The sequence below is a fragment of the Campylobacter sp. W0066.1 genome, from assembly GCF_024723635.1.
GTDB lineage: Bacteria > Campylobacterota > Campylobacteria > Campylobacterales > Campylobacteraceae > Campylobacter_D > Campylobacter_D lari_C.
In genome coordinates, this window is record NZ_JANQCW010000004.1 from 34,230 (window position 1) to 58,986 (window position 24,757).

General features: G+C 29.2%; 31 protein-coding genes. 29 read left to right on the forward strand and 2 right to left on the reverse strand.

The features are described 5' to 3' along the window. Window position 1: 1 nt before the first annotated feature. From napG to purU, 11 genes are all read left to right on the forward strand, one after another. Window positions 2-751: a ferredoxin-type protein NapG gene (napG, locus tag CAMP18497_RS02280; RefSeq protein ID WP_337212340.1), complete on the forward strand. Its 750-nt coding sequence runs from the start codon at window positions 2-4 to the stop codon at window positions 749-751. Next, a complete protein-coding gene (napH, locus tag CAMP18497_RS02285; protein ID WP_337212341.1) occupies window positions 748-1,539 on the forward strand; it encodes a quinol dehydrogenase ferredoxin subunit NapH in 792 nt (263 codons plus the stop codon). The genes napG and napH overlap by 4 nt, the downstream gene beginning before the upstream one ends. Continuing rightward, window positions 1,529-2,047, forward strand: a complete 519-nt coding sequence (locus CAMP18497_RS02290; RefSeq protein ID WP_047208405.1) for a nitrate reductase cytochrome c-type subunit — start codon at window positions 1,529-1,531, stop codon at window positions 2,045-2,047. Before napH ends, CAMP18497_RS02290 begins: the two co-directional genes overlap by 11 nt. A 4-nt stretch (window positions 2,048-2,051) precedes the next feature. Further along, a complete protein-coding gene (locus CAMP18497_RS02295) occupies window positions 2,052-2,978 on the forward strand; it encodes a WD40 repeat domain-containing protein (protein WP_337212342.1) in 927 nt (308 codons plus the stop codon). Continuing rightward, a complete protein-coding gene (locus CAMP18497_RS02300) occupies window positions 2,965-3,300 on the forward strand; it encodes a chaperone NapD (protein WP_337212343.1) in 336 nt (111 codons plus the stop codon). Before CAMP18497_RS02295 ends, CAMP18497_RS02300 begins: the two co-directional genes overlap by 14 nt. 2 nt (window positions 3,301-3,302) lie before the next feature. Then, complete coding sequence (locus CAMP18497_RS02305) at window positions 3,303-3,470, forward strand: hypothetical protein (RefSeq protein ID WP_337212344.1); 168 nt, start codon at window positions 3,303-3,305, stop codon at window positions 3,468-3,470. 2 nt (window positions 3,471-3,472) lie between these two features. Then, complete coding sequence (locus CAMP18497_RS02310) at window positions 3,473-4,645, forward strand: MFS transporter (protein WP_337212345.1); 1,173 nt, start codon at window positions 3,473-3,475, stop codon at window positions 4,643-4,645. Between the two features lie 62 nt (window positions 4,646-4,707). Then, window positions 4,708-4,956 (forward strand): hypothetical protein, encoded by a 249-nt coding sequence (locus CAMP18497_RS02315; protein WP_087691144.1) that lies wholly within the window; start codon window positions 4,708-4,710, stop codon window positions 4,954-4,956. Continuing rightward, window positions 4,953-5,390: an effector protein CiaD gene (ciaD, locus tag CAMP18497_RS02320; RefSeq protein WP_337212346.1), complete on the forward strand. Its 438-nt coding sequence runs from the start codon at window positions 4,953-4,955 to the stop codon at window positions 5,388-5,390. Before CAMP18497_RS02315 ends, ciaD begins: the two co-directional genes overlap by 4 nt. Further along, entirely contained in the window at window positions 5,359-6,462 is a 1,104-nt protein-coding gene (locus CAMP18497_RS02325; RefSeq protein WP_337212347.1) for a CCA tRNA nucleotidyltransferase, read from the forward strand. The genes ciaD and CAMP18497_RS02325 overlap by 32 nt, the downstream gene beginning before the upstream one ends. A gap of 2 nt (window positions 6,463-6,464) precedes the next feature. Beyond that, a complete protein-coding gene (gene purU, locus CAMP18497_RS02330; RefSeq protein WP_039641779.1) occupies window positions 6,465-7,292 on the forward strand; it encodes a formyltetrahydrofolate deformylase in 828 nt (275 codons plus the stop codon). 28 nt (window positions 7,293-7,320) lie between these two features. Here purU and glnA read toward each other — a convergent pair whose 3' ends face one another. Further along, window positions 7,321-8,751 carry a type I glutamate--ammonia ligase gene (gene glnA, locus CAMP18497_RS02335; RefSeq protein ID WP_337212348.1) on the reverse strand — a complete coding sequence of 477 codons (1,431 nt, stop codon included), beginning with the start codon at window positions 8,749-8,751 and terminating at the stop codon, window positions 7,321-7,323. 202 nt (window positions 8,752-8,953) lie between these two features. On the opposite strand from glnA, the gene CAMP18497_RS02340 reads away from it, so the two are divergent. The 18 genes from CAMP18497_RS02340 (at window position 8,954) to CAMP18497_RS02425 (ending at window position 21,742) form a co-directional block, all read left to right on the forward strand. Then, on the forward strand, window positions 8,954-9,661 hold the full coding sequence (locus CAMP18497_RS02340; RefSeq protein WP_337212349.1) for a chemotaxis protein: 708 nt from the start codon (window positions 8,954-8,956) through the stop codon (window positions 9,659-9,661). Next, a complete protein-coding gene (locus CAMP18497_RS02345; RefSeq protein ID WP_337212350.1) occupies window positions 9,658-10,914 on the forward strand; it encodes a peptidase U32 family protein in 1,257 nt (418 codons plus the stop codon). Before CAMP18497_RS02340 ends, CAMP18497_RS02345 begins: the two co-directional genes overlap by 4 nt. Then, window positions 10,911-11,405: a 5-(carboxyamino)imidazole ribonucleotide mutase gene (purE, locus tag CAMP18497_RS02350; protein ID WP_337212351.1), complete on the forward strand. Its 495-nt coding sequence runs from the start codon at window positions 10,911-10,913 to the stop codon at window positions 11,403-11,405. Before CAMP18497_RS02345 ends, purE begins: the two co-directional genes overlap by 4 nt. Window positions 11,406-11,414: 9 nt before the next feature. Then, a complete protein-coding gene (locus CAMP18497_RS02355) occupies window positions 11,415-11,921 on the forward strand; it encodes a DUF3972 domain-containing protein (RefSeq protein WP_039618600.1) in 507 nt (168 codons plus the stop codon). Continuing rightward, window positions 11,918-12,778, forward strand: coding sequence for a glycine--tRNA ligase subunit alpha (gene glyQ / locus CAMP18497_RS02360; protein ID WP_263693339.1), 861 nt, complete (start codon window positions 11,918-11,920; stop codon window positions 12,776-12,778). Before CAMP18497_RS02355 ends, glyQ begins: the two co-directional genes overlap by 4 nt. Continuing rightward, window positions 12,768-13,493 carry a Nif3-like dinuclear metal center hexameric protein gene (locus CAMP18497_RS02365; RefSeq protein ID WP_337212352.1) on the forward strand — a complete coding sequence of 242 codons (726 nt, stop codon included), beginning with the start codon at window positions 12,768-12,770 and terminating at the stop codon, window positions 13,491-13,493. The genes glyQ and CAMP18497_RS02365 overlap by 11 nt, the downstream gene beginning before the upstream one ends. 11 nt (window positions 13,494-13,504) lie before the next feature. Continuing rightward, window positions 13,505-14,224: a zinc ribbon domain-containing protein gene (locus CAMP18497_RS02370; RefSeq protein ID WP_337212353.1), complete on the forward strand. Its 720-nt coding sequence runs from the start codon at window positions 13,505-13,507 to the stop codon at window positions 14,222-14,224. Further along, complete coding sequence (gene waaA / locus CAMP18497_RS02375; RefSeq protein WP_337212354.1) at window positions 14,221-15,405, forward strand: lipid IV(A) 3-deoxy-D-manno-octulosonic acid transferase; 1,185 nt, start codon at window positions 14,221-14,223, stop codon at window positions 15,403-15,405. Before CAMP18497_RS02370 ends, waaA begins: the two co-directional genes overlap by 4 nt. After that, the gene (locus CAMP18497_RS02380) at window positions 15,386-16,138 is read left to right on the forward strand and encodes a pseudouridine synthase family protein (protein WP_337212355.1); all 753 of its coding nucleotides are present in this window, start codon (window positions 15,386-15,388) and stop codon (window positions 16,136-16,138) included. Before waaA ends, CAMP18497_RS02380 begins: the two co-directional genes overlap by 20 nt. A gap of 64 nt (window positions 16,139-16,202) precedes the next feature. Continuing rightward, window positions 16,203-17,540, forward strand: a complete 1,338-nt coding sequence (gene ffh, locus CAMP18497_RS02385) for a signal recognition particle protein (RefSeq protein ID WP_039618594.1) — start codon at window positions 16,203-16,205, stop codon at window positions 17,538-17,540. Window positions 17,541-17,611: 71 nt separating this feature from the next. After that, entirely contained in the window at window positions 17,612-17,839 is a 228-nt protein-coding gene (gene rpsP, locus CAMP18497_RS02390; RefSeq protein WP_012661702.1) for a 30S ribosomal protein S16, read from the forward strand. Between the two features lie 2 nt (window positions 17,840-17,841). Continuing rightward, on the forward strand, window positions 17,842-18,087 hold the full coding sequence (locus CAMP18497_RS02395) for a KH domain-containing protein (protein ID WP_012661701.1): 246 nt from the start codon (window positions 17,842-17,844) through the stop codon (window positions 18,085-18,087). Then, the gene (gene rimM / locus CAMP18497_RS02400) at window positions 18,077-18,601 is read left to right on the forward strand and encodes a ribosome maturation factor RimM (protein ID WP_337212356.1); all 525 of its coding nucleotides are present in this window, start codon (window positions 18,077-18,079) and stop codon (window positions 18,599-18,601) included. The genes CAMP18497_RS02395 and rimM overlap by 11 nt, the downstream gene beginning before the upstream one ends. Next, a complete protein-coding gene (trmD, locus tag CAMP18497_RS02405; protein WP_337212357.1) occupies window positions 18,598-19,302 on the forward strand; it encodes a tRNA (guanosine(37)-N1)-methyltransferase TrmD in 705 nt (234 codons plus the stop codon). The genes rimM and trmD overlap by 4 nt, the downstream gene beginning before the upstream one ends. A gap of 11 nt (window positions 19,303-19,313) precedes the next feature. Further along, window positions 19,314-19,670: a 50S ribosomal protein L19 gene (rplS, locus tag CAMP18497_RS02410; protein ID WP_012661698.1), complete on the forward strand. Its 357-nt coding sequence runs from the start codon at window positions 19,314-19,316 to the stop codon at window positions 19,668-19,670. Between the two features lie 2 nt (window positions 19,671-19,672). Continuing rightward, complete coding sequence (locus CAMP18497_RS02415) at window positions 19,673-20,026, forward strand: cupin domain-containing protein (RefSeq protein ID WP_337212358.1); 354 nt, start codon at window positions 19,673-19,675, stop codon at window positions 20,024-20,026. A 52-nt stretch (window positions 20,027-20,078) separates the two neighbouring features. Further along, window positions 20,079-21,419, forward strand: coding sequence for a class II 3-deoxy-7-phosphoheptulonate synthase (locus CAMP18497_RS02420; protein ID WP_337212359.1), 1,341 nt, complete (start codon window positions 20,079-20,081; stop codon window positions 21,417-21,419). After that, complete coding sequence (locus CAMP18497_RS02425; protein ID WP_337212360.1) at window positions 21,413-21,742, forward strand: Spx/MgsR family RNA polymerase-binding regulatory protein; 330 nt, start codon at window positions 21,413-21,415, stop codon at window positions 21,740-21,742. The genes CAMP18497_RS02420 and CAMP18497_RS02425 overlap by 7 nt, the downstream gene beginning before the upstream one ends. Here the strand turns inward: CAMP18497_RS02425 and CAMP18497_RS02430 are convergent, their stop codons facing one another. Then, entirely contained in the window at window positions 21,743-24,757 is a 3,015-nt protein-coding gene (locus tag CAMP18497_RS02430; RefSeq protein WP_337212361.1) for an efflux RND transporter permease subunit, read from the reverse strand.

Consider the following 24,757-nt stretch of genomic DNA (forward strand, 5'->3'; position numbering starts at 1 on the left):
AATGAAAAATAGAAGAGAATTTTTAGCCTTTGCTTTCAAGCTTTTATGTATAGGAAGCGGAAGTGCATTTTTGGCAAGTTTAGCATTTAGCTCAAATCAGGAGTATTTTTTAAGACCTCCTGGAGCAGATGATGAAAAAGAGTTTTTGTCAAAATGCATACGATGCGGACTTTGCGTAAAAGCCTGTCCTTATGATGTTTTGAAGCTAGCAAATTTAAAAAATAGTGCTAAAAATGGCACACCTTTTTTTGTAGCAAGAGAAAATCCTTGCAGGTTATGTGAGGATATGCCTTGTATAAGAGATTGTCCTACAAATGCGCTAGATCATAAATATCTAGAGCAAAAAGATGGAATTTATAAAACAAAAATGGGTATAGCTATAATTGATAGTGCAAGTTGTGTTGCTTATTGGGGAATTCAATGTGATGCTTGTTATAGGGCTTGTCCTTTAATAGATAAAGCATTAAAACTTGAAACAAAACGCAATGAAAGAACCGCAAAGCACGCATTTTTACTACCTGTGGTAGATCATGAAGTGTGTGTTGGATGTGGGATTTGTGAAAAAGCTTGTATAACACAAAAAGCAGCTATTAGAGTTTTGCCTAGAGAATTTGTTTTAGGAAAAGCTGGGGATAATTACATCAAAGGTTGGGATGAAAAAGATGAAAAACGTTTGCAAGATGTAAACACAGATAAAAATTTCAATAAAAACAAGGCTAAAGATTATCTTAATGATGGAGAATTGCTATGAAATATCTTATTTTAAGAAGAATAGTGCAATTGTCTATTTTAACTTTTTTTTCTTTTGGTGTATTTAATTTTATATTAAAAGGAAATTTAAGCTCTTCGGTTTTATTTTCTTCGGTGCCACTAAGTGATCCTTTTGCATTTATTCAACTTGCTTTAGCAAGTTTGCAAGTAGATTTAATGGCTTTAAGTGGTGCTTTAATAGTATTTTTATTTTATGCTATTTTTGCTGGAAGAGCTTTTTGTGCTTGGGTTTGTCCTGTGAATATCATTGCTGATTTTGCCTATTTTATTAGAAATAAATTTGGCTTTAATCAAGCAAGAGTTTTTAATGTAAATAAAAATTTACGTTATTATGTTTTAGCTTTTGTTTTGATTTTTTCTTTTCTTTTTTCTTTTCCTGTTTTTGAGGAATTTTCTTATATAGGAATAATCCAAAGAGGGATTATTTTTGGCGGTGTTTCTTGGCTTTTTGTAGCTTTGATTATTTTTTGTATAGATACATTTTTTAGTCCAAGATTTACTTGTTCGCATTTTTGTCCTTTAGGGGCTTTTTGGGCTTTAGGTTCGCATTTTTCATTACTAAAAGTAAGATATAACTTGCAAAAATGTACTAAGTGTTACAAATGCCTTGGAGTATGTCCTGAAAAGCAAGTACTTTGGATGATAGGCAAAGAAAATCAAGATATAAAATCAGGTGAGTGTATAAGATGTGGAAAATGTATTGATGTTTGCGGCGATGATGCTTTAGGTTTTAGTATAATAAATTTAAGGAGAGAAAATGAAAAATAAAATCTTTTTATCCTTAGCAGCAGCTGTTTTAATAAGTGCTTGTGGGCTTGCTGTTAAAAGTGTTGATTCAAAAGATATAGGTTTAAGAAAAACAAGTTTAGAAAGTGAAAATGTAGAGTTGTTGGATGCTAAATACTCTCAAGCTTTAGCTGGTGAATCTGTTTTGATTGAGAGGTCATTTGAAAATGCTCCACCATTGATTCCACATACCTTAGAGGATATGCTTCCAATTACCAAAGATAATAATATTTGCTTAAGTTGCCATGATAAAGCAGTAGCAAAAGACTTAGCTGCGACAGCACTTCCAAGTAGCCATTATTTTGATTTAAGAAAAAATAAATCTACTAAAGATATGGTAAGTGATGCAAGATTTAATTGTACGCAATGCCATGTGCCGCAAAGTGATGCTAAACCTTTAGTGGGAAATAGCTTTGAAGCTAAATTTAAAAGCGAGGAATCAAAGAGAAAATCTAATTTCTTAGATGTTTTAAATGAAGGTGTAAAATAAAATTATGAAAAAAATATTTTTAATCTTGTTAGTGAGTATTTATGTATTTAGCTATGAGCTTAAACTTGATTCAAATTTAAATGCTTTAAAACTTACTGATGATAGTTTGTTTATAGGACTTGATAATGGAGAAATAAACCAATATTTCATTAAAGATAAAAAAATGCAAAAAATTACTCAACTTGATAAGATTAAAAATTTTTACGAAGAAAATCTTAGCCCTAGAATTTATAGTATTGATTACTTAAATGGGGCTATTTTGATTTTAAGTGAAGGTGATTTTGGAAGCAAAAAACTACATGTTTATAAAAATAAACAACTTTTAAGCTATGATTTAGCTAATGATGGGGTAAAAAAGGCTTTGTTTTTAGATGATAATACTATTTTATTGGCCTTGCTAGGTTCTAATATAGAGCTTTTTGATCTAAAAACAAAAAGTGTTGTAAAAAATTTTACTTTTTCTAGTTCAAGTTTAAGCGATGTGGTTTTAAATGAAACTAAAACTCAATTAGTGGCAGGTTTTGAAAGTGGTGAAATAATACTTTTTGATGTGAAAAAGTGGCAAAAAATAAAAAATTATAAGAGTATTCATAAGGATAATATCTATCAACTTGATTTTAAAAACACAATTATTGCAAGTTGTAGCACTGATAGAAAATTAGGTATAATACAAAATGATCAAGAAAAAAATATAGAAAGAGATTTTTTGATTTATACTTGTGCTTTAAATAAAGATGGATCAATAGCAGTTTTTGGAGATAATGAAAAAAATATCATAGAACTTATAGATACTAAAAATTTAAAAACGATAAAAAAATTCCAAAATAAAGATTTTTTGCTAGAATATCTTATATTTTTAAACGAGCATGAGTTTATTAGTGCAGGTTATGAAAACAAAATTATATTTTGGAGTATAGATGAATCTTTCTAGTGTGTTGATTTTAACTAAAGAAGAAAAATTAGAAAAACTTAAAGAGCAAATTCAGCAAACACCTTGTTGTAGCGTGGAATTAGCTCAGGATGAAAAAATTATAGTGGTAATAGAAAGTGAAAATTTAGATGATGAGTTAAAAGCATATAAACAATTAGAACAACTTGATGGGGTGGTGAGTATTAATATGGTTTTTTCTTATCAGGATTTAGACGAAGAAAGAGAGAAAATTTTAAAAGCAAATTTTGAAGCAAATACTTTTGATGAGAATTTAAAAAAAGATAATATAGAATACTATGGTAATGTCTTTAGGAAGTATTGATTATGGTTTTTTTAATACCTTTGATAGCGATCATATCTTCTATTTTTATTATTGATCATTTTTATTTTTCTAAAGAAAATGAAATAATAAAAGAGCAAAAACAAATAGAACAAAAAGATACTAAGCAAGATAAACAAAAATATCTTGAAAATATATTAAATCAAAAATAATCATGCACACACAAATTTCATATAAAAAATTCTTTTGGATTAATATTTTAGTTGTAATTACCCTTGCTTTAAATTTAAGAGCACCTATAACCTCTATAGGTCCCATGATAGAATATATCCAAGAATATTACAATATAAATTCCGCTTTAGCAGGTATGCTAACAACCTTACCTTTGATAGCTTTTGGTCTTATACCTTTTTTTGTAGCGTATTTTTCGCAAATTAAAGCTTTGTTTTTTGCTTTAATTTTGATTGTTTTTGGAGAGTTTATTAGAAGTTATGGGGGTAATATAGGTTTATTTTCTGGGGTTTTTCTAATCGGAGCAGGCATTGCAATAGCTAATGTTTTATTGCCTTCTTTTGTAAAAGAAAAATTTGCAAAAAATGCTTATAAAATAATGGGTTTATATGGTTCAATTATGGGTTTATCTTCAATTGCTGGAGTAGCTTTATCACTTCCTTTGCTTAAAATTTTTGAAGTACCTCAGGCTATGTTTTTTTGGGTTGTTTTAGCTTTGATTGCTTTGATTTTTTATTTTCCACATTTGAAAAACAAAAGATTATTGCGTCCTAAAAAGAAAAATATCAATAAAATAAATCTTTTTTTAAATTTAACAGCTTGGAAAGTTACTATTGTAATGGGATTACAAAGTTTTTTATCTTATAGTCTTTTTGCTTGGCTTAGTGTGATGATAAGTGAAAAAGGTTTTGGAATTGATTTTGGTTCTAATGTTTTATTACTTTCTCAAATCATAGGCATGCCTGTGGCATTTTTATTGCCTATTGTTTTAGGAAAACTAAGAGCTCATGCTGAGAGTTTTGTTATTGTACTGTTGGGATTTTTGTATGTTTTAAGTTTTATTTTAGTGTTTTTTTGTGATGTAAAATTAGTGTTATTATTAGCAGCTATTTTTTTAGGTTTTGCATCTAGTGGGGTTTTTACAATTTCATTATTGTTTATTGCTATAAAAAGTTCAAATTCTTTTATAGCAGCTAAACTTTCTGCCATGTCACAAGGCATAGGGTATTTAATAGCAGCTCAAGCACCTTGGATTATAGGTATGCTCCATGATAATTTTAGAAATTTCACTTCAGGCTTTATTATGCTTATTGTAGTAGCTGTAATACTTAATATTTTTGTATTTTTAGCTTATAAAGCTCCTGTGATTAAGTAAAAATTAAAATAAATTAAAGTCTTTTTTGTTAGAATTTTGACATTTTATTTTTTTGTGAGTTGATAATGCGATATACGGTAACAGAAGCCTCTATTTATGAAGCACAAGGTTTAAAAGATGAAGCTTTGGAGATTTATAAAAATATATTAAAGCAAGATCCGCAAAATAAAAATGCCATTGATGCTATAAGGCGTTTAAGTGGTTTGCGTTCTAATCATGAAGATTTAAATTATGATATGCTTGATTTTTTTGTCAATATGAAAAGTGAAGAAGAAATCAATGAATTTAAAAGGTGGTTGATAAAACTATGAATATAGAAGATTTAGCAAAAATGGCCATAAGTGAAGTTAATTCAGAATTAGATAACAAAAAAAGTAAAAATGATGAATTTGCTCCTATGGTAGAAGAAATTACTCAAGAAAAAAGTGTTAATACTCAAGAGAAAAAAATCAAAGAAGAAATTAGCAAGGTTACGCAAGAGCTAATCCAGGAATTAGATGATTTAGAAGTAAAAGTAAAAGATGAGAAGCAAAATGTCGCTATTAAGGTTGAAGCTTTAGAAGGAAAAGAAGAAAGCATTATAAATAATGAAGAATTTTTCTTAAAAAATCTTAGAGAGCGTATCTTGGTTTTATTTGAAGGATTAAAAAACACCAAAGATGAGCATATGGAAAAAAGATTAGATATGACCATTACTTTTTTAGAGTTTTTGCTTGCAAAGATTGAAGATAGACTTAAAAAATGACCAAGATTTTTTAAGTATTAAAAATATACTTAAGCCTTACACACGAAGGGCTTATTTAGTAGGTGGTTGTGTAAGGAATTCTTTTTTAGATTTATCTAGCGATGATTATGATATAGAAATTTATGATATTGAGCCTAAGCTTTTTGATGAGCTTATGCAAAAACTTGGTGCAAATGGAGTGGGAAAAAGTTTTTTTGTATATAAATATAAAAAATTTGATTTAGCTCTAGCACGTTATGAAAATAAAATTTCTACAGGTCATAGAGGTTTTGAGGTTAAAGTTTGCAATGATGAGCAAGAAGGCGCTAAAAGAAGGGATTTTACCATTAATGCATTGATGGTAAATATTTTTGATTTTGAATTTTTAGATTTTTTTAATGGTTTACAAGATTTACAAGAAAAGACTATAAGGCATATTGATGATAAAAGTTTTATTGAAGATAGTTTAAGAGTGCTTCGTGGAATTTCTTTTGCATGTAGGTTTGATTTAACAATTGCAAAAGAAAGTTTAAAATTAATGCAAACTATGGATATAGGTGATTTATCTAAAGAGCGTATTAATAATGAACTTTATAAAATTTTTAAAACTTCAAGATTAAATAAAGCTTATGAGTATTTTAAAATTTTAAATTTAGAAGAAAAAATCTTTTTTTATCAAAGCTGTAATGAAGAATTTGAAAGACTTTTAGAGCAAAGTCAAAAATTAATTTGTGATGAGGCTTTGTTTTTGTATTTGTATTTGAATTTTTTTCATATAAATAAAGAGATTTTTTTTAAAAAAACAAAATTAAAAAAAGAACTATTAAAAAAATGTGAACAAGAGTTTATTTTGGGTAAAATTGATGATTTTAATTTAGCTAAAATTGCTTTGAAAATGCCACTTTGTAAATGGCTTGGGCTTTGGGATAATGAGCGTATAACACAAGCAAAGAAATTAAATTTATATCATCATACTTTTGAAAGTAAAATAAGTGCAAATGATTTACTAAAGGAAGGATTTAGTGGGAAAGAGCTTGGGATTGAGCTTGAAAAAAGAAGATTACAAGAATTAAAAAACTATATAAAGGAGTAAAAATGAATGAATATATTTTAAAAATTTCAAGTAGTGATGAAAAAGGATTGATTTATAGAATTTCAGATGTTATTTTTAAATATAGAATCAATATTATAAAAAATGATGAATTTGTTGGAGAAGATCGTTTTTTCTTTAGGGCGCATTTAGAAGGTGAGCTTGATATAAAAGCTTTTAAAGGAACGCTTGAGGCCATGCTTCCTGATAATGCACAAATTGAAATTACACCAAAGAGAAAAAAAGATATTATTGTTTTAGCTACCAAAGAAACTCATTGTTTAGGTGAATTGCTTATCCGTCAATTTAGTGGCGAATTTAATGCAAATATTAAAGCAGTTATTGCAAATTATGAGGTATTAAAACCTTTGGTGGATAAATTTAACATACCTTTTCATACTATTTTAGCACAGGACTTAAGTAGGCAAGAGCATGAAGAAAAATTACTAGAGTGTTTAAAGCAATATGAGTTTGATTATATTGTTTTAGCAAAATATATGAGAATATTATCTCCATCTTTTGTAGAACATTTTGAAGGAAAGATTATTAATATCCACCATTCTTTTTTACCTGCATTTATAGGAGCTAATCCTTATAAGCAAGCTTATGAAAGAGGAGTTAAGATTATAGGCGCAACAGCACATTTTGTAAATAATAACTTAGATGAGGGACCAATTATCACCCAAGATGTTATACCGGTTACTCATGAATATTCTTGGCAGGCTATGCAACAAGCAGGACGTAATGTGGAAAAAAATGTTTTTTCTAAGGCTTTGGATTTGGTGTTTGATGATAGGATTTTTATACACGAAAATAAAACAATAGTGTTTTAAATTTTTGATGCCTTTTTGGCATCAAAAATTAGCAAGAATAACAAGTTTTAAACTCATATGCAGTTGGTCTAGCTTCTACAGGCCATACTTGAGTTTCAAATTTCATATGTTGATAATCATCAATAAACACATCACTCATAACAGGCTTTAAGAAAGCGTTTTTTCTAATGAGTGCTTCTAAAGATCCTCTTAAAGTGTGAGGTAATTGCTCTATACCTTTTTCTCTAATTTCATCTAGGGTTAGTGCAAATAAATTTTCATCCATAGGGCCAACCGGTATAGTTTTGTTTTTAATACCATCAAGTCCTGCCATAAGCAAGCTTGTAAAAGCTAGGTAAGGGTTAGAAGTGCTATCAGGAAATCTTATTTCTACTCTTGCGCTTTTTTCATTAATACCATAAGGAACGCGACAACTTGCAGAGCGATTTTGACAAGAATAAGTTAAAATGCAAGGTGCTTCAAAACCTGGAACTATTCTTTTATAAGAATTTGAACTAGGGTTAGTAAATGCGGCAACACTTCTTGCGTTAGCTAAAATTCCACCGATGTAATTAATCGCACATTCGCTTAATTTTCCATAACCTTCTTTGTTATAAAATAAATTTGCCCCATCTTTCCAAAGGCTCATATGCACATGCATACCACTTCCATTATCTCCATAGAGTGGTTTTGGCATAAAGGTTGCAGTTTTTCCATTTAAATGTGCGACCATTTTCACTACATATTTATAAATTTGTACATTATCAGCAGCTTCAACTAAATTTCCAAATTCTACACCAATCTCAGCTTGCCCTTGTGCTACTTCATGATGATGTACGAAAGTTTTTAAACCCACTCTTTCTAAAACTTGTACCATTTCAGCTCTAATATCTACACTAGAATCAATAGGACTTACAGGAAAATATCCGCCTTTATTTCTTGGGCGATGTCCGCTATTATAACTATCTGTGAAATCTTTATTATCATTCCACTCACCTTCTTCAGTATCTACTTCATATTTTGCACAATGAGAAGAATCAACTATTTTTACATTATCAAAAATAAAAAATTCATTTTCAGGACCAAAATAAGCAGTGTCAGCGATATTGCTTGTGCTTAAGTGTTGCATTGCTTTTTTGGCAATACTTCTTGGACATTTTTCATACATTTGATCTTTGTAAATATCATATACATCACAAATTACTATGATAGTAGGATCTGCTGTAAATGGATCTAAAAACGCACTTTCTACATCAGGTTTTAAAATCATATCCGATTTTTCTATAGGTTGCCAACCGTGCAAAGAGCTTGCATCAAAAGGAATTCCATTTTCAAAAGTTTTATTATCAATTGCTTTTATATTATAAGTGATATGGTGCCAAGTACCTATCATATCAGTAAATCTAAAATCAACAAACAAAACTTCATGTTCTTGGCAATAGCTAAAAAACTCGTCAATGTTATTTACAAACTTACCCATTTTTTCTCCTTTTTACCAGGTTTTAATTTATTTTTTAAGATTGTAGTATATTTTTTTTAAATTAAGTTTAAATTAATATTTTTTTTATAGTCAAATATAAAAAAATGTTATTTTGTATAAAAAAACTAAAATTAATATTGATTTATATTTTTTTGTAATATAATCTCGCATTAGTTTTTTTATTATTAAAAAAGGTGTAACAATGACTCAAGAAGAATTAGATGCTTTAATGAATAGCACTGAAGACTTAGATCTTGACTCTGCGGAGGATGTGGAAGTAAAACCTGAGACAGATTATGAAGATGAGGAAAAAAATCAGCAAATTGTAAATGATATGATTAATGGTGATTATAAAGCAAGGGCAGATATGGCTTGGCCACCACCACCACCTAGTAAAGAACATAAAGTTGTACATCAACTCGATGATGTTACAAGAGATAGCGAAATCAAAGCAACTGAAATGATGGAAAAATTAGAAGCTATTAATGATTTTTTTGCAAATTCAGAAAATGAGCTTTGTGTAATTAGTGATGCTTTAAATAAAAATATAGAAATTTTTGAAAAACTAAATGCAAAATTTCCTAATGTTACAAGCTTTAAAGAGGCTATAGAAACTAATAATAATGCTAAAAATATTATAGATGAAATTACAGGTTGTTTGCAAACTGGGCAAGATGAGGTTATGATGGCAATGGATGCTATGCAATATCAAGATATTCATCGTCAAAAAATTGAGCGTGTTATTAATGTTATGAGGGCCTTAAGTAGATATATGAGTAGTTTATTTGAGGGTAAAATTGATGATGAAAAACGCGTAGGATCGGCTGTACATATCCAAGGTGATACAACTACAGATGTTGTAAGTAATGATGATATTGAGGCATTAATCGCAAGTTTAGGAAAAAAATGATTATTCCTGAAATAGTAGCTCCTGCGGGAAATTTTACAAAATTAAAAATAGCATTAGCTTATGGGGCTGATGCTGTTTATGCAGGAGTGAGTAATTTTTCATTAAGAGCAAGAACTGCTAGAGATTTTAATTATGAAACTTTTAAAGAAGCTATTGATTATACGCATGCAAGAGGAAAAAAAATTTATGTAACCATTAATGGTTTTCATTTTAGTTCGCAAATTGAGGGTTTAAAAAGACATATTTTAAAATTAAAAGAAATGAAACCTGATGCTTTTATAGTAGCTTCTGTAGGTGCTATGCGTTTAGTTAAAGAACTTGCACCTGAAATTAATCTTCATGTATCCACCCAAGCTAATATTTTAAACTATTTAGACGCTCAAGTTTATAAAGATATGGGTGCAAAGCGTGTTGTTATAGCAAGGGAGCTTGGCTTAAAAGATGCAAAAGATTTAAAAAATAATTGCGATATCGAGCTTGAAAGTTTTGTCCATGGTTCTATGTGCTTTGCGTATTCTGGTAGATGTTTAATAAGTTCAGTGCAAAGTGGACGCATGAGTAATCGTGGATCATGTGCAAATGATTGCAGATTTAATTATGAGCTTTATGCGAAAAATCCAGAAACAAATACGCTTTTTAGATTAGAAGAAGATGAAAATGGCACACATGTATTTAATTCTAAAGATTTAAATTTAAGCTCATATATTCAAAAAATTATGCAAGAAAATTGTATTCATGCTTTTAAAATAGAAGGAAGAACAAAAAGTGAGTATTATGTAGCTTTGACTACAAGAACTTATAAAATGGCAGTGCAAGATGTATTGCAAAATACTTTTGATGCTGCTAAATATGAAAAAGAAATTCATACTTTAAAACACAGAGGTTTTACGGATGGATATTTAGTTTCAAGAGCTTATGAAAAAACCGATTCTATTAATCACGATACAAGCATAGAAGAAGGAACCCATCAAGTGCATGCTATTAGTGAAGATGGTGAGTTTTTTAAATGTAAAGGCAAGATAGAATTAAACAAAGAATATGAAATTTTAACCCCGGTTAATTCTAATATAGAATTAGGAGAAAATAAATTAGGTTTAATTTATGAAAATGATGGTAAGAAATTTATAGTTTTTAAACAATTATTAGCTAAAAATAATAAAGAATTTAGTGAAATTCATAGTGGTAATGAAAACGAAATTACTTTGCCATTTAAGCTTCCAGAATTTAGCTTTTTAAGAAGGAGTGTTGAATGAAATTTGTTTCTATATTGATGGGAAGTAAGAGTGATTATGATGTGGTAAAAGAAGCTTTGGGAATTTTGGAAAAATTTGATGTTAAATATGAAATCTTAATCACTTCAGCTCATAGAAGTCCTCAAAGAACCCAAGAATACATTAAAAACGCAGAAGAAAAAGGTGCTAAAGTATTTATCGCCGCAGCGGGTATGGCGGCACATTTAGCAGGAGCTATTGCAGCACACACAACAAAACCTGTTTTAGGTATACCTATGCCAGGAAGTAATTTAGCAAGTATGGATTCTTTATTTTCTACTGTGCAAATGCCAAGTGGAATTCCTGTTGCAACTGTAGCTATAGGTAAAGCAGGGGCTATTAATGCAGCTTATTTAGCTGTACAAATTTTGGCAATAGAAGATGAATCTTTAGCGCAAAAATTATTAGAAGATAGACAAAAACAACAAGAAAAATTAATCCAAGATTCCAATACAATTGAAGTTTTTCTTTAAGGAGCATATATGCAAACTTACTTGGAATTAAAAGAATTTTGCCAATTAGTGCATTTATCTGAAGATGTTGTAAAAGGAATGATGGCAAATGGTGCTTTAAATTTCAAAGAAGAAGAGGGTAAAATTTATATAGAAGCCAACCAAGGAACTTTTAGCGTGGTGCCTATGAGTTCAAAACAACCTGCTATGGTAAACTCTATGACTTTAGCAGGAGAAAGTTTTGTAGAAAAAACCATAGGAACTATTTTAAATTTACATGAAAAAGTTCTTGATGCTAAGGATGAGACCTTAGAAGCTTTAAAGGGTGAGAATAAATTTTTAAAAGATGCTCTTTATTCTATGCAAGAACTTTATGATGAGGATAGAAAAACCATAGAAAATCTTAACGAGCAACTTAAATATGCACGCAATGAAGTGGAATTTCTAAAAAGAAAATATAAAATGATGTGGAATAAAACAGTAGAATTATATGCAAATTCGCCTGAAAAGCCAGAAGAAATAAAGGAAGAAAAATGACCTTTTCTCAAATGATATTAAATTTACAAGAATTTTGGCAAAAGCAAGGTTGTGCTATTATGCAACCTTATGACTTTCCAGCAGGTGCAGGGACTTTTCATCCGGCAACTTTTTTAAGAAGTTTAGGAAAAAAACCATGGGCAACTGCTTATGTAGCACCAAGTAGAAGACCAACTGATGGAAGATACGGTGAAAATCCTAATAGACTAGGTGCTTATTATCAATTTCAAGTTTTGATTAAACCAAGTCCTGATAATATCCAAGAATTATACTTAAAAAGTTTAGAAAATTTAGGCTTTGATTTAAAATCACATGATATTCGTTTTGTTGAAGATAACTGGGAAAGTCCAAGTTTAGGTGCTTGGGGTTTAGGTTGGGAAGTTTGGCTTGACGGTATGGAAGTGACACAATTTACTTATTTTCAGCAAGTTGGCGGTATAAGTGTAGATTTAGTAAGTGCTGAAATTACTTATGGTTTAGAAAGACTTGCAATGTATTTGCAAGATGTAGATAATGTATATGACATAGTATGGAATGAATTTAACGGCGAAAAAATTACTTATAAAGATGTCCATAAGCAAGGTGAGTTTGAATTTAGTAAATATAATTTTGAGGTAAGTGATGTTAAAACTTTAAATATGCAATTTGAAAATGCTTATAATGAGTGTAAAAATGCACTAGAAGCAAAGCTTGCTTTACCCGCATATGATTATTGTATGTTAGCAGCACATACTTTTAACTTGCTTGATGCAAGAGGGGCTATTTCAGTAACTCAAAGACAAGATTTTATGCTTAAAATTAGAGAATTATCTAAAAACTGTGCTTTGGTATATAAAGAAAGTTTAGATGAAAATTAAAGAAATTTATGATTATTTGGATACTATTAGTCCATTTAATACGCAAAGTTCATGGGATAATAGTGGCTTATTACTTGGAACTTTAGATCAAGAAATAAATCAAATTTATCTTGCTCTTGATGTAGATATGCATTTAGTTGAGAATGCACGTGAGAATTCGCTATTTATAGTTCATCATCCTTTAATTTTTAAAGGTTTAAAAAATTTAAGCGGAGTGTTTTATCCGCAAAATATTCTTACTAAAATGATACAAAAAAATATAGCCTTAATTGCTATGCATACGAATTTTGATTTAAGTCATTTAAATGCTTATTTTGCTAATGAAATTTTGGGTTTTAAAATCAAAGAGCAAAATGAGTTTTTAATTTATTGTGATGTTGATTTTAAATTTAGTGATTTAATTACTCATGTGAAAAAAAATTTAAAGCTTGATTATATAAGAGTTGTAAATGCGGGTAATGAGAAAATTAAAACTTTAGCAATATGCACAGGTAGTGGAGGGGATTTGATTTCTAGTGTTAAGGCAGATTGCTTTTTAAGTGGAGATTTTAAGTATCATCAAGCTTTGGAAAGTTATCATAATAAACTTAGTTTGATTGATATAGGACACTATGAAAGCGAATCTTGTTTTAGTGAAATTTTAGCAAAATATTTGCAAAAATTTCATTTAGAAGTTATAATATCAGTTTCAAAAAATCCATTTCAATATTTTTAAGGAAAAATTCAATGAATAAATACCTAGAACAACTTATAACTTTATCGCAAATTGATAAAGAACTTGATGGTTTTACAAATAAAGTAGAAGATGCTACAAAAGATTTAAAAGAAAAGCGTAATTTGCTTGATAAAACCGAAGAGGAAATTGCTAGTTTTGAGAAAGATATCAAAGATATAGAAAATCAAAAAATTCAAAACAATAACCATATTGCAGAATTTGGTGTAAAAATTAAAGAAATAGCTAAAAAAAGTGCTGCAGTAAAAACTGAAAAAGAAGCAAATGCATTAAAAATTGAAGAAGATATAGCTAAAGAGCAACTTGATGCAGCAAATGAAGAAATAGAAAGATTAGATAAAATTTTAGAAAATAAAGAAAAATTCATACAAGAATTACAAGCTAAAAGAAGCGAACTTGAAAATGAAGTGGATCAAATTGATGCTCAAACTAAAGCTGTATTAGTAGATATTGAAAAAGATAGATTACAAATTTATGATAAAAAAGTTAAACTAATGGGCGAAATAAATCAAAAAGTTTTAACTTTTTATGAAAAAATTAGAAAATGGGCAGGAAATAGCGCTGTAGTTCCTGTAAAAAAACATGCTTGTTATGGCTGTTTTATGAGAATTTATGACAAAACTTATTTAGCAGTTTTAAAAGGCGATGAAATCGTAACTTGCCCACATTGTGGAAGAATTTTATACAAAGAAAAAGAAGAAAATCAAAATTGATTTTTTTTTATTATGTTTTTGCTGCGATTGTATATGTAATCGCAGCTCCTTTTTTGTTGATTTTAAGTTTTTGCAAGGAAAAGTATAAAATATCATTAAAATCAAGATTTTTTCTTTACAAAAATTTAAGGCAAAAGCAAGGTGATGTATATTTTCATGCTTGTTCTTTTGGTGAGATTAAAAGCCTTATTCCTTTAATAAAACTTTTTCCAACTTGTAAAATTTCAACCATCACGCAAACTGGATTTAATGAAGCTTTAAAATATTCTAAAAATGTAAATTTTTTCCCTTTTGAGATTTTTGTGCCTTTTTGGATGAGACCTTGTAAAGTTTTGGTTATTTTTGAAGCAGAGCTTTGGCTTATGCTCGTGTTTATGGCTAAATTTTACAATGCAAAAGTGATTTTGTTAAATGCTAGAATTAGTGATAGATCTTTAAAAAATTACAAGCGTTTTAGTTTTTTTTATCGTTTGATTTTTAAATATATTGATGTTGTATTTGCGCAAAGTCAAAAAGACAAAGAAAGATTAGAGTGTCTAGGCGCTAAAAATGTTATAGCATATAAAAATATCAAAGCTAATATAAAACAAGAGCAAGTGAAAAACTATTCCAAACCTAAAGCTAGAATTATTATATTTGCTAGCACACATGAAAATGAAGAGCGATTATTGCTTGATGAGATTAAACTAGAAGAAAATGATAAATTGATTATTGCCCCAAGACACCCAGAGCGTTTTGGTGAGGTTGAGAGAATTTTAAAAGATTTTTGTCAAAAAAACCACTATAATATGCAAAAATTTTCAGACTTTACTTTAAGCGAAAATGATTTTGCAAATTTTTTTAATACCAAATGTTTATTGTTGGATACTTTGGGTGAGCTAGAAAGTTTTTATAAGATTAGTGATGTGGTTTTTTTATGTGGCTCTTTTATAAATAATATAGGTGGGCATAATCCTATAGAAGCAGCTAGATGGAATAATATTATTATCTCAGGGAAATATTTTTTTAATCAAGAAAGTTTATATCAAGAGATTGATGGTTTGTATATTTGCGAGAGTGTAAAAGATATAAATAATTTTTTAAAACAAAAATTATCACAAGCACAACTTAAAGAACAAAGTGATTTAAGTGAAGTTATATTAAGTATAAAAGAAGGTTTAGATGCAAGAAAAAGCTTATAAATTGCTTGCAATGCAAGAAAAAATTTCTAATAACGCAGCAAAAGATTTGATTGACAAAGGCTGTGTTTTTGCTATGGGTAAAAAGGTTGTTATAGCTAGAGCTTTGATGAGTTCAAAAACAAGATTTGTTGTGCAAAAAATCAAGAAAGCAAAAACACTTTTTGAAGATGATAAAATCATAGCTTTAAATAAGCCTTATGGAGAGATTAGTGAGAATTTAGAAAGTGTTTATAATGCTAAATTAATCAATAGACTTGATAAAGAAACAAGTGGGGTTTTGCTTTTAAGCAAAGATGAGGAATTTAGACTAAAATGTATTCAAGAATATAAAAAGCAAAATGTTTATAAAAGTTATTTGGCTATTGTTGATGGAGTGATTGCTGAAGAACTTGAAATTTGTGAAAAAATAACTACTATAAAAAATAAATCCGGAGCCTTTAGTAAAATCGATAAATTTGGCTTAGAAGCTCATACTCAGGTTATACCTTTAATGGTAAATGCTAAAAAAACCTTAATAAAAGCAGTCATTAAAACAGGTAGAACGCATCAAATTAGAGTACATTTAAATCATATAAAACATGGTATTATCGGTGATGAAAAATATGCAAAAATTAGTTCATCAAGAATGTATTTACACTCTTATGAAACGCATATTTTTGATTATCAATTTAAAGCCTTACTTGATGAGAGCTTCAATGCTTATGGTTTTGAAATAAAAAATTTAAATTTTTAAAGGCGTTTAAAGCTAAAAGGGTTTATAATTTAGCTTTTTAAAATTTTAATAAAGGGAAAATAAAGTGTTTGAAATAGTTAGTGAGTCATTTAAATCCGCGGTTAATAAACTTCGTTTTGTTGATGATGAAAAAGCTTTAAAAAATGCTCTTGACACTTTAAAAAAAGCCCTTTTAAAAGCAGATGTACATCATAAGGTTACTAAAGAATTACTTACTTTAGTAGAAAATGATGTAAAAACTAATGGTATAGGTCAAAAACAATTTTTAGATTCAATTAAGAAAAATTTAGAAGAAATTCTTAGTGTTAAAGGTAAAAATCAAGGTTTTGTATTTGCTAGTAAGCCGCCTACGGTTGTTTTGATGTGTGGTTTACAAGGTGGTGGTAAAACTACTACTACGGTAAAAATTGCTAATTACTTAAAACTAAGAAATAAAAAAGTACTAATTGCTGCATGTGATTTGCAAAGATTAGCTGCAGTAGAACAGCTAAGACAACTCACTCAAGCTAATGAGCTTGATTTATTTTTTATAGAAAATGAAAGTAATCCTTTAAATGTAGCTAAACAAGCTTTAGAAAAAGCAAAAAATTCTATGTATGATGTTTTACTTGTAGATACTGCTGGTCGTTTGGCGATCGATACAGCTTTGATGAATGAGCTTAAAGAAGTAAAAGCTATTTTAAATCCTGATGAAGTGTTTTATGTAGCTGATGCTATGAGTGGTCAAGATGGAGTTAAAACAGCAAGTAGTTTTAATGAGGCTTTAGAAATTACAGGGGTTATTTTAAGTAAATTTGATGCAGATACTAAAGGTGGTGTTGCGCTAGGCATAGCAAAACAAATTGGTGTACCTTTGAGATTTATTGGTGTTGGTGAGAAAGTAGCTGATTTAGAAGTATTTATCCCAGATAGAATTGTTAATCGTATCATGGGCGAGGGTGATTTAGCGACTTTGGCTGAAAAAACTGCAGCGATTATTGATGAAAAAGAAGCAAAAAAACTTAATAAGAAAATTAAAAAAGGTGAATTTAATTTTAATGACTTTTTAAATCAAATGGAAAGTGTTAAAAAGCTTGGTAGTATGAAATCAATCATTGGTATGATACCTGGTTTATCATCTATGGCAGCAAATATTAAAGATATTGACTTGGATAATTCTAAAGAAATTATTCATATTAAGGCAATGATTTCATCAATGACGCCAAAAGAAAGAGAAAATCCTGATTTGTTAAATAACGCAAGAAAGCGTCGTATTGCAGAGGGTGCTGGTTTATCTCAAATGGAAGTAAATCGCTTTTTAAAACAATTTAGTAATGCAGCTAAGTTGGCAAAGAAATTTTCAAACAAAAAAGGAATGGAAAACTTTATGAATATGTTGCAGCAAGCTAAAAGACCGCAATAATTAAAGCTTTTTTATGGATATATGAGTTAAAATATCTATAACAAAATTTTAATTTTTTTAGGAGTATTAAAATGACAGTAATCAGACTTACAAAAATGGGACGTAAAAAAAGACCATTTTATCGTATAGTTGTAACTGATAGTAGAAAAAGACGCGATGGTAGTTGGATAGAAAGCATTGGATATTACAATCCTATGGTTGAACCTGAAGTGGTAAAATTTGATGCTGAGCGTTTAGCTTATTGGAAAAGCGTAGGTGCTAAATTAAGCGATAGAGTAGCAGCTATTACAAGCAAATAAAAATGGTTGAAAATTTTTTAAGAGAATACGCAAAATTAATTGTTGATTTTCCTGAAAAAGTTGATATACAAAGACAAAATTTAGAAAATAATTTTGCTGAAATTATCATTTATGTCGATCCATCTGATACTGGTAAGTTGATCGGAAAAAATGGAAAATTAATCAACGCAATAAAAACAGTCATTATGGCTTACAAAGTTAAAGATGCAACTTCATATCGTATAACGGTAAAAGCCATTGAAGAATGATTTAGTCCAAGTTGCTAAGCTTGGGAAAAGTGTTGGTTTAAAAGGTTATGTAAAATTACATAATCTTAGTGATTTTTATGAGCAGTTTAAAATAGGTGCTAAATTTTTTGATATTAATCAAAAAATTTACACCATAAAGGCTTTTGATAAAACTAGATCTTTAGTTTTATTTGAAGGATTTGAGAGTGTTGAGACTGCTAAAACCTTAACTAATATTACTCTTTTTCAAACTATTGAAGCCACAAAAGAAACTTGTAAATTAAAAAAAGATGAGTATTTTTATTTTGACATAATTGGATGTGATGTTATTGAAAATGAGCAAAAACTAGGTGTAGTTGAAGACATTTTAGAAAATGGAGCAGGATTTTTATTTTGTATAAAATGCGATGAAAAACTACAAAAAAAGGTTAAAAACTTTTATATTCCTTATGTTGATAAATATATTCAAAAAGTTGATGTAGAAAATAAAAAGATATTCACACAATCTGCTTTGGATATTTTAGAAAATTCATGAAATATACTTTTGTAAGTTTATTCCCAGAGCTTATTGAACCTTATTTTCAAACTTCTATTTTAGCAAGAGCAAAAGAAAAAGGGATATTAGAATTTGCTTTTGTTAATCCTAGAAATTTTACCACAAACAAGCACTTTAAAGTAGATGATTATAAAATAGGAGGAGGCGCAGGGCTTTTGCTACAAGCTCAGCCTTTGTATGATTGCTTAATGTATATTAAAAAGCAAGATAAAAATGTTCATTTTGTTTTTCTTTTACCTTGTGCTAAGACTTTTAAACAAACTGATGCTAAAAGATTAAGCAAGAAAGATCATATTTGCTTTGTAAGCAGTAGATATGAGGGTTTGGATGAGCGTATTGTGGAAGAATTTGCTAATGAGGTATTTTCTATAGGTGATTTTATACTTACAGGTGGAGAGTTAGCGTCTTTGGTGATGTGTGATGCTATTAGCAGAAATATTCAAGATGTTCTTGGAAATAGTGAAAGCTTAAGTGAAGAAAGTTTTGAAAATGACTTATTAGAAGCCCCATCGTTTTCTAAACCTTTTATTTTTGAAAAGGAAAATAAAAAATTTTATGTGCCTTCAGAGTTTTTAAAGGGAAATCACGCTAAAATCACAGCTTTAAAAACTACTTTGGCGTCTTGCAAAACGAAATATTTTCGTCCTGATTTGTATCAAAAGCATGAACGCAAATTTTAAGGAATATCGTTATGAAAAATAAATACATTGAGCAATTTGAGCAAAAACAAATTGAAGGTAAAAATGTTCCAGAATTTCGTGCTGGAGATACTTTAAGACTTGCTATTCGCATTAAAGAGGGCGATAAAACAAGAATTCAAAATTTTGAAGGTATTTGTATAGCACGTAGAGGAAATGGTGTAGATGAAACTTTCATCGTACGTAAAATCGGCGCTAATAATGTAGGCGTTGAAAGAATTTTCCCTATTTATAGTGAAAGTTTAGAAAGTATTACAGTGTTAAGAAGAGGTCGTGTGCGCCGTGCTAGATTATTCTACCTAAGAGATAGAAGAGGTAAGGCTGCTCGTATTAAAGAACTTAAAAAATAAAAGTGAAATTTAGAACTCAAATGTATGAAGCAATTTCTTGGGAACAAGAAATTCAAAACGGCATTAATATATCTAAGAAAATAGAAAATGCTTATGCTAAAGAAATCTGCATAACTATGTCAAAAGATAGCTTTATGAAAGATCATAAAGCACCTTTTGATATTACCATACAAGTATTAAAAGGCTCTATCGATTTTGGAGTTTTAAACCAAAAAATTCTACTTAAAACACTAGATAGTATAAGTTTAAAAGCTCATGAGGTTCATAATCTTTTAGCGCTAGAAGATTCTATAGTGCGCTTAACTTTGTATAAGCAAGATAGTCTTGAACGCGTTGAAAGTGTTTTAAAATCTTAATTTAAGCCTCATTTTGTATAATTTTAGCTTACTAAAATTAGGAAGTTAAGCTATGAAATGGACTAAAGATTCTTGGAAAAATTATAAAATTCAGCAACAGCCACAATATCCTGATGAAAATGAATTACAAGATGTTGTTAAAAAATTAGAAAAATTACCACCGCTTGTTTTTGCAGGTGAGGTGGATAAATTAAAAAAATCCCTTGCTAAGGTTGTAAATTCACAAGCATTTTTACTCCAAGGAGGAGATTGTGCGGAGAGTTTTGTAAATTTTGGCGCTGATAATATAAGAGATATGTTCAAAGTTATGCTTCAAATGGCTATAGTGCTTACTTTCGCAGGATCTTGCCCTATAGTTAAAGTAGGACGCGTTGCAGGACAATTTGCAAAGCCAAGAAGTAGTGATTTTGAAGAAATTGAAGGAGTAAAGCTTCCAAGTTATCGCGGGGATATTATTAATGGTTTTGAATTTAATGAAAAATCAAGAATAGCTGATCCTAAAAGAATGCTAGAAGCGTATTATCAAAGTGCTACAACTTTAAATTTATTAAGAGCTTTTTCAAGAGGTGGTTTAGCGGATTTAAGAGTAGTGCATAAGTGGAATTTGGGTTTTTTAAAAAAGGCAGAACTTGGGAGAAAATATGATGAACTTAGTGAAAAAATCACTCAAGCTTTAGCTTTTATGCAAGCTTGTGGTATCACTGATACTCCAAATCTTTCTCAAACAGCCTTTTATACTTCTCATGAAGCCTTGCTTTTGCCTTATGAAGAAGCTTTAACTAGGGTAGATAGTTTAAGCGGGGAAATTTATGATTGTTCAGCGCATATGCTTTGGATAGGTGAGCGTACTAGAAAGGCAGATGAAGCACATGTGCATTTTTTAAGTGGGGTGAAAAATCCACTTGGTGTTAAACTTAGTGCTAATTATGGTTTAGATGATATTAAAAAGCTAGTAAGTATTTTAAATCCGCATAATGAAGCAGGAAGATTAAATTTCATCATCCGTATGGGATGTGATAAGATAGAAAATGCCTTGCCAAAATTATTTAAAGAGTTAAAACAAGAAGGATTTAATATACTTTATAGCATAGATCCTATGCATGCAAATACGGTTAAATCGGGCAATTTTAAAACAAGAGAATTTGATAAAATCATCCAAGAAGTGCGTGCGTTTTTTGAAATAGCTATGAGTGAGGGAGTATATCCTGGTGGGGTACATTTGGAAATGACAGGGCAAAATGTAACAGAATGTGTAGGAGGTTCTTTAAATATCACTCAAGAAGAACTTTCTAAACGCTATGAAACACAATGTGATCCAAGATTAAATGCTGACCAAGCTTTAGAATTAGCATTTATCATAGCAGACTTAGTTAAAAAGGCAAGAAAATGTTAAAATTTTATGGTATTAAAAATTGTAATAGTGTTAAAAAGGCTATGGATTATTTAAATTCTAAGAAAATTGAATTTGAATTTTTAGATATTAAAAAACTAGATGAAGAAACTTTAGATTTTTGGCTTAGTAAAAGAAATGTTTTGGAGCTTGTAAATACAGCGGGTATGAGTGCTAGAAAATTAGGCTTAAGTAAAGAAAAACTTCAAAATTTAAGCCAAGATGAAATTAAAGCAATGATTTTAGAAAGTCCAACGCTCATAAAACGCCCATTGATTGTAAAAGATGATGAAGTTTTTATAGCTAAAGAGTATGAGAGTTTTTAATTAAATTTTCTCTCTTTGGTAGATTTTTTTAATTTTCACATCTAAATTATGAGCAAATTTAAATAAAGCTGGCACTACTAAAAGTGTAAGCAAGGTTGAGCTAATAAGACCAAATATAATAGCAATGGCCATAGGAGAATTTCCTTCAAAACCAGAACCCCTTGAAAGTGCTAGTGGAAGCATGGAAAAAATCATTGCAAAAGTTGTCATTAAAATAGCCCTTAAACGACTTTTTCCTGCATAAATTAGCGCTTTTTCTACTTCCATACCTTCATCGCATTTTTTATTAGCTACATCTACTAATAATATAGCATTTTTTCCTACCATTCCAAAAAGCAAAATAATAGCTACAAGTACAAATAAAGAAAAGTGATTTCCTGTGATAAAAATTCCAAAACAAGCTCCACCAAAAGCCAAAGGCATGCTTATCATGATGATTAAAGGAAGTATTAGACTTGAATACAAAGAAGCAAGGATTAAATAAATCAAAATCATTCCCAAAGATATAGAAAACAAAAATCCACTAATGGTATCATCTAAAAAATCCAAAAAGCCAGAATAAGCAAAAGATAGGTTGTTTTTTCCTAAAATATAAGCTAAATTGGACTCAAAAATTTTTCTTACTTCACCCAAAGAAATGTTTTCTATGCTTGAAGTGAGTTTTATACTAGTAGTTTTATTGTGTCTGTTAATCAAAGAAAGATCTTTTTTATAAGAAAAGCTAGCAATACTAGCAAGTTTTATACTTTCATTGTTATGATTTTTAAGTTCTATTAGCTCTAAACTAGTTGGATTTTGCTTAAAAGCTTCATCAAAGCTAAGGATAATTTCATCTTTAAAATTTTTATAATCCATATTTCCAACGCTTAAATTTCCAAAGGAATAAGCCAAGACATAAGCAAGTTCTTGAGGGTTAATACCAAGTTTGGCAGCTTTTTCTCTATTGATATTAATAGCAATTTCTTCTTTTAAATCCCCTTCATTATCATCTATAGCAACAAAACCTTCATGTTTTGAAAACACTTCTTTCATTCTATCAATAGCTTCTTTTATTAACTTTAAATCATCACCTAAAATTTGAATTTGAACCGGATCTTCAATGCCTGCTCCTTCTATTTTAGGGAGTTCTAAAACTTTTATCTTTAAGTCTTCATAGGAGTTTAATTTTTCTTGAAAAAGGCTAATAAGCTTAGGTTGTCTGAATTTTCTTTCATTTAAAGGTTTTAATTTTACATAAATTTTTGCTTTTTTAATTTCTTTTGCGTCATTATATCCTATAAGTAAATATGCATAAGCAACACTTGGATCTTGCTTTATATTTTCATATACTTTTAAACTTTTTTCTTTCATAGCTTCTAAAGATAAGTCGTTTTTGCTTTCTAATAAAACTTGTATTTCACTATCTTCTTCTATAGGTAGAAAATCCAAGCCTATTTTAGGAGCTAAAGAAAAACATAAAATAATTACAACAAGCGTTGATAGGATAAATTTAATTTTATTAGCTAAAACTTTATAAAGTAGCTTTTCATAAAATAAGTCAAGTTTTATAAATAAAAATTCACTTTTTTTATAAAATGTACTTTCGCTAGTATTTAAAAATCTAGCACTTAAGGTAGGTATTAAAAATACACTTACAAGATAGCTTATAATCACACCAGAAGCAACGCTAGTAGCTAATACATTAAAAAATAAACCAGGAACTGAATTCATATAAGCAATAGGTATAAATACACACAATAAAACCGCACTAATGCTTAAGACGCTAAAGCCTATTTCTTTGATCCCTTCAAATGAAGCTTGTAAAGGAGGAAGTGTTTTTGCTTTTTTGGCTATACTTTCAATGATGACTATAGCATCATCTATAAAAATTCCTATACTTAAAGTAAGAGCTATGATGGTTAAGCGATTAATATCATAACCTAAAAGATTAATGAGAAAAAAACTAGAAATAATTGAAGTTGGCAAAACAATAAAAGCTAAAATAGTCGCGCTGATATTTCTTAAAAATACATACACTATTAAAAGTGTTAAAATCACACCAAAAACCATATCAAAAATAACTTGATTGATATGTTTTAAGATGTTTTGGCTTTTATCATAAACTATTTTAATTTCTACCTCATTGCCTACTATTGTTTGTAGTGTTTTTAAGGAATTTTTGATATTTTCTATAACTTTTAAGGAGTTGTAACCAGAAATTTTATTAAGCTCAAGTAATACCCCATCTTTTGTATCAAGCATTGCAAACTGCTTTTGATCTTCTAAACCATAGCTAATATTTGCTATATCTTTTAAAAATATTCCACTAAAAATGCGTATATTTTCTAACTCTTTTAAATTTTGTGCTTCAAAATATCCTTTGATAGTGAAATTATCTTTTGAATTTTCAAACTCACCTAGATATTGTTTAAAATTATGGCTTTGGATGATTTTAGCTACATCAAGTGCATTAATGTGGTATTTTTGTAAGGCATTAGGCAGGAGTTTGATTTGAACTTGTGGTTTTAAAAAGGCTATATCATTGATCGTTCCAACTCCTGAAATTTTTTGTAAAAATGGTTTTATATCATTGTCAATCTTACGCATAAGTTTTAAATGATCTTTGGAGCTTAAAAATAATGATATAACAGATCCTGCATCAGGGGATATTTTTTCTAAAGTTGGCTTTGCTGGAAGATTAATAGTATTAAGTTTATCTCTAATATCATTTGCAGCTACTTCTAAGTTTTTGCCTAATTCAAATTCAACAACAGAAATAGAAAAATTATTATAACTTGTAGAATTGATATTTTTTATCCCTTGTACATCTGAAATTGCATTTTCTATTTCTTTGGTTATTTTAGATTCTATGAATTTTAAATCCCCATTGGCGGTTGTTGTGATTTTAATCAAAGGAATATCTACTTTTGGATAAAGATTAATGGGCATACTAAAAATAGAAAAAGTACCAAAAATCACCAAAGCGATAAAAAACATCAAAACAGCAATAGGATTATTAATAGCAAAACGATACAA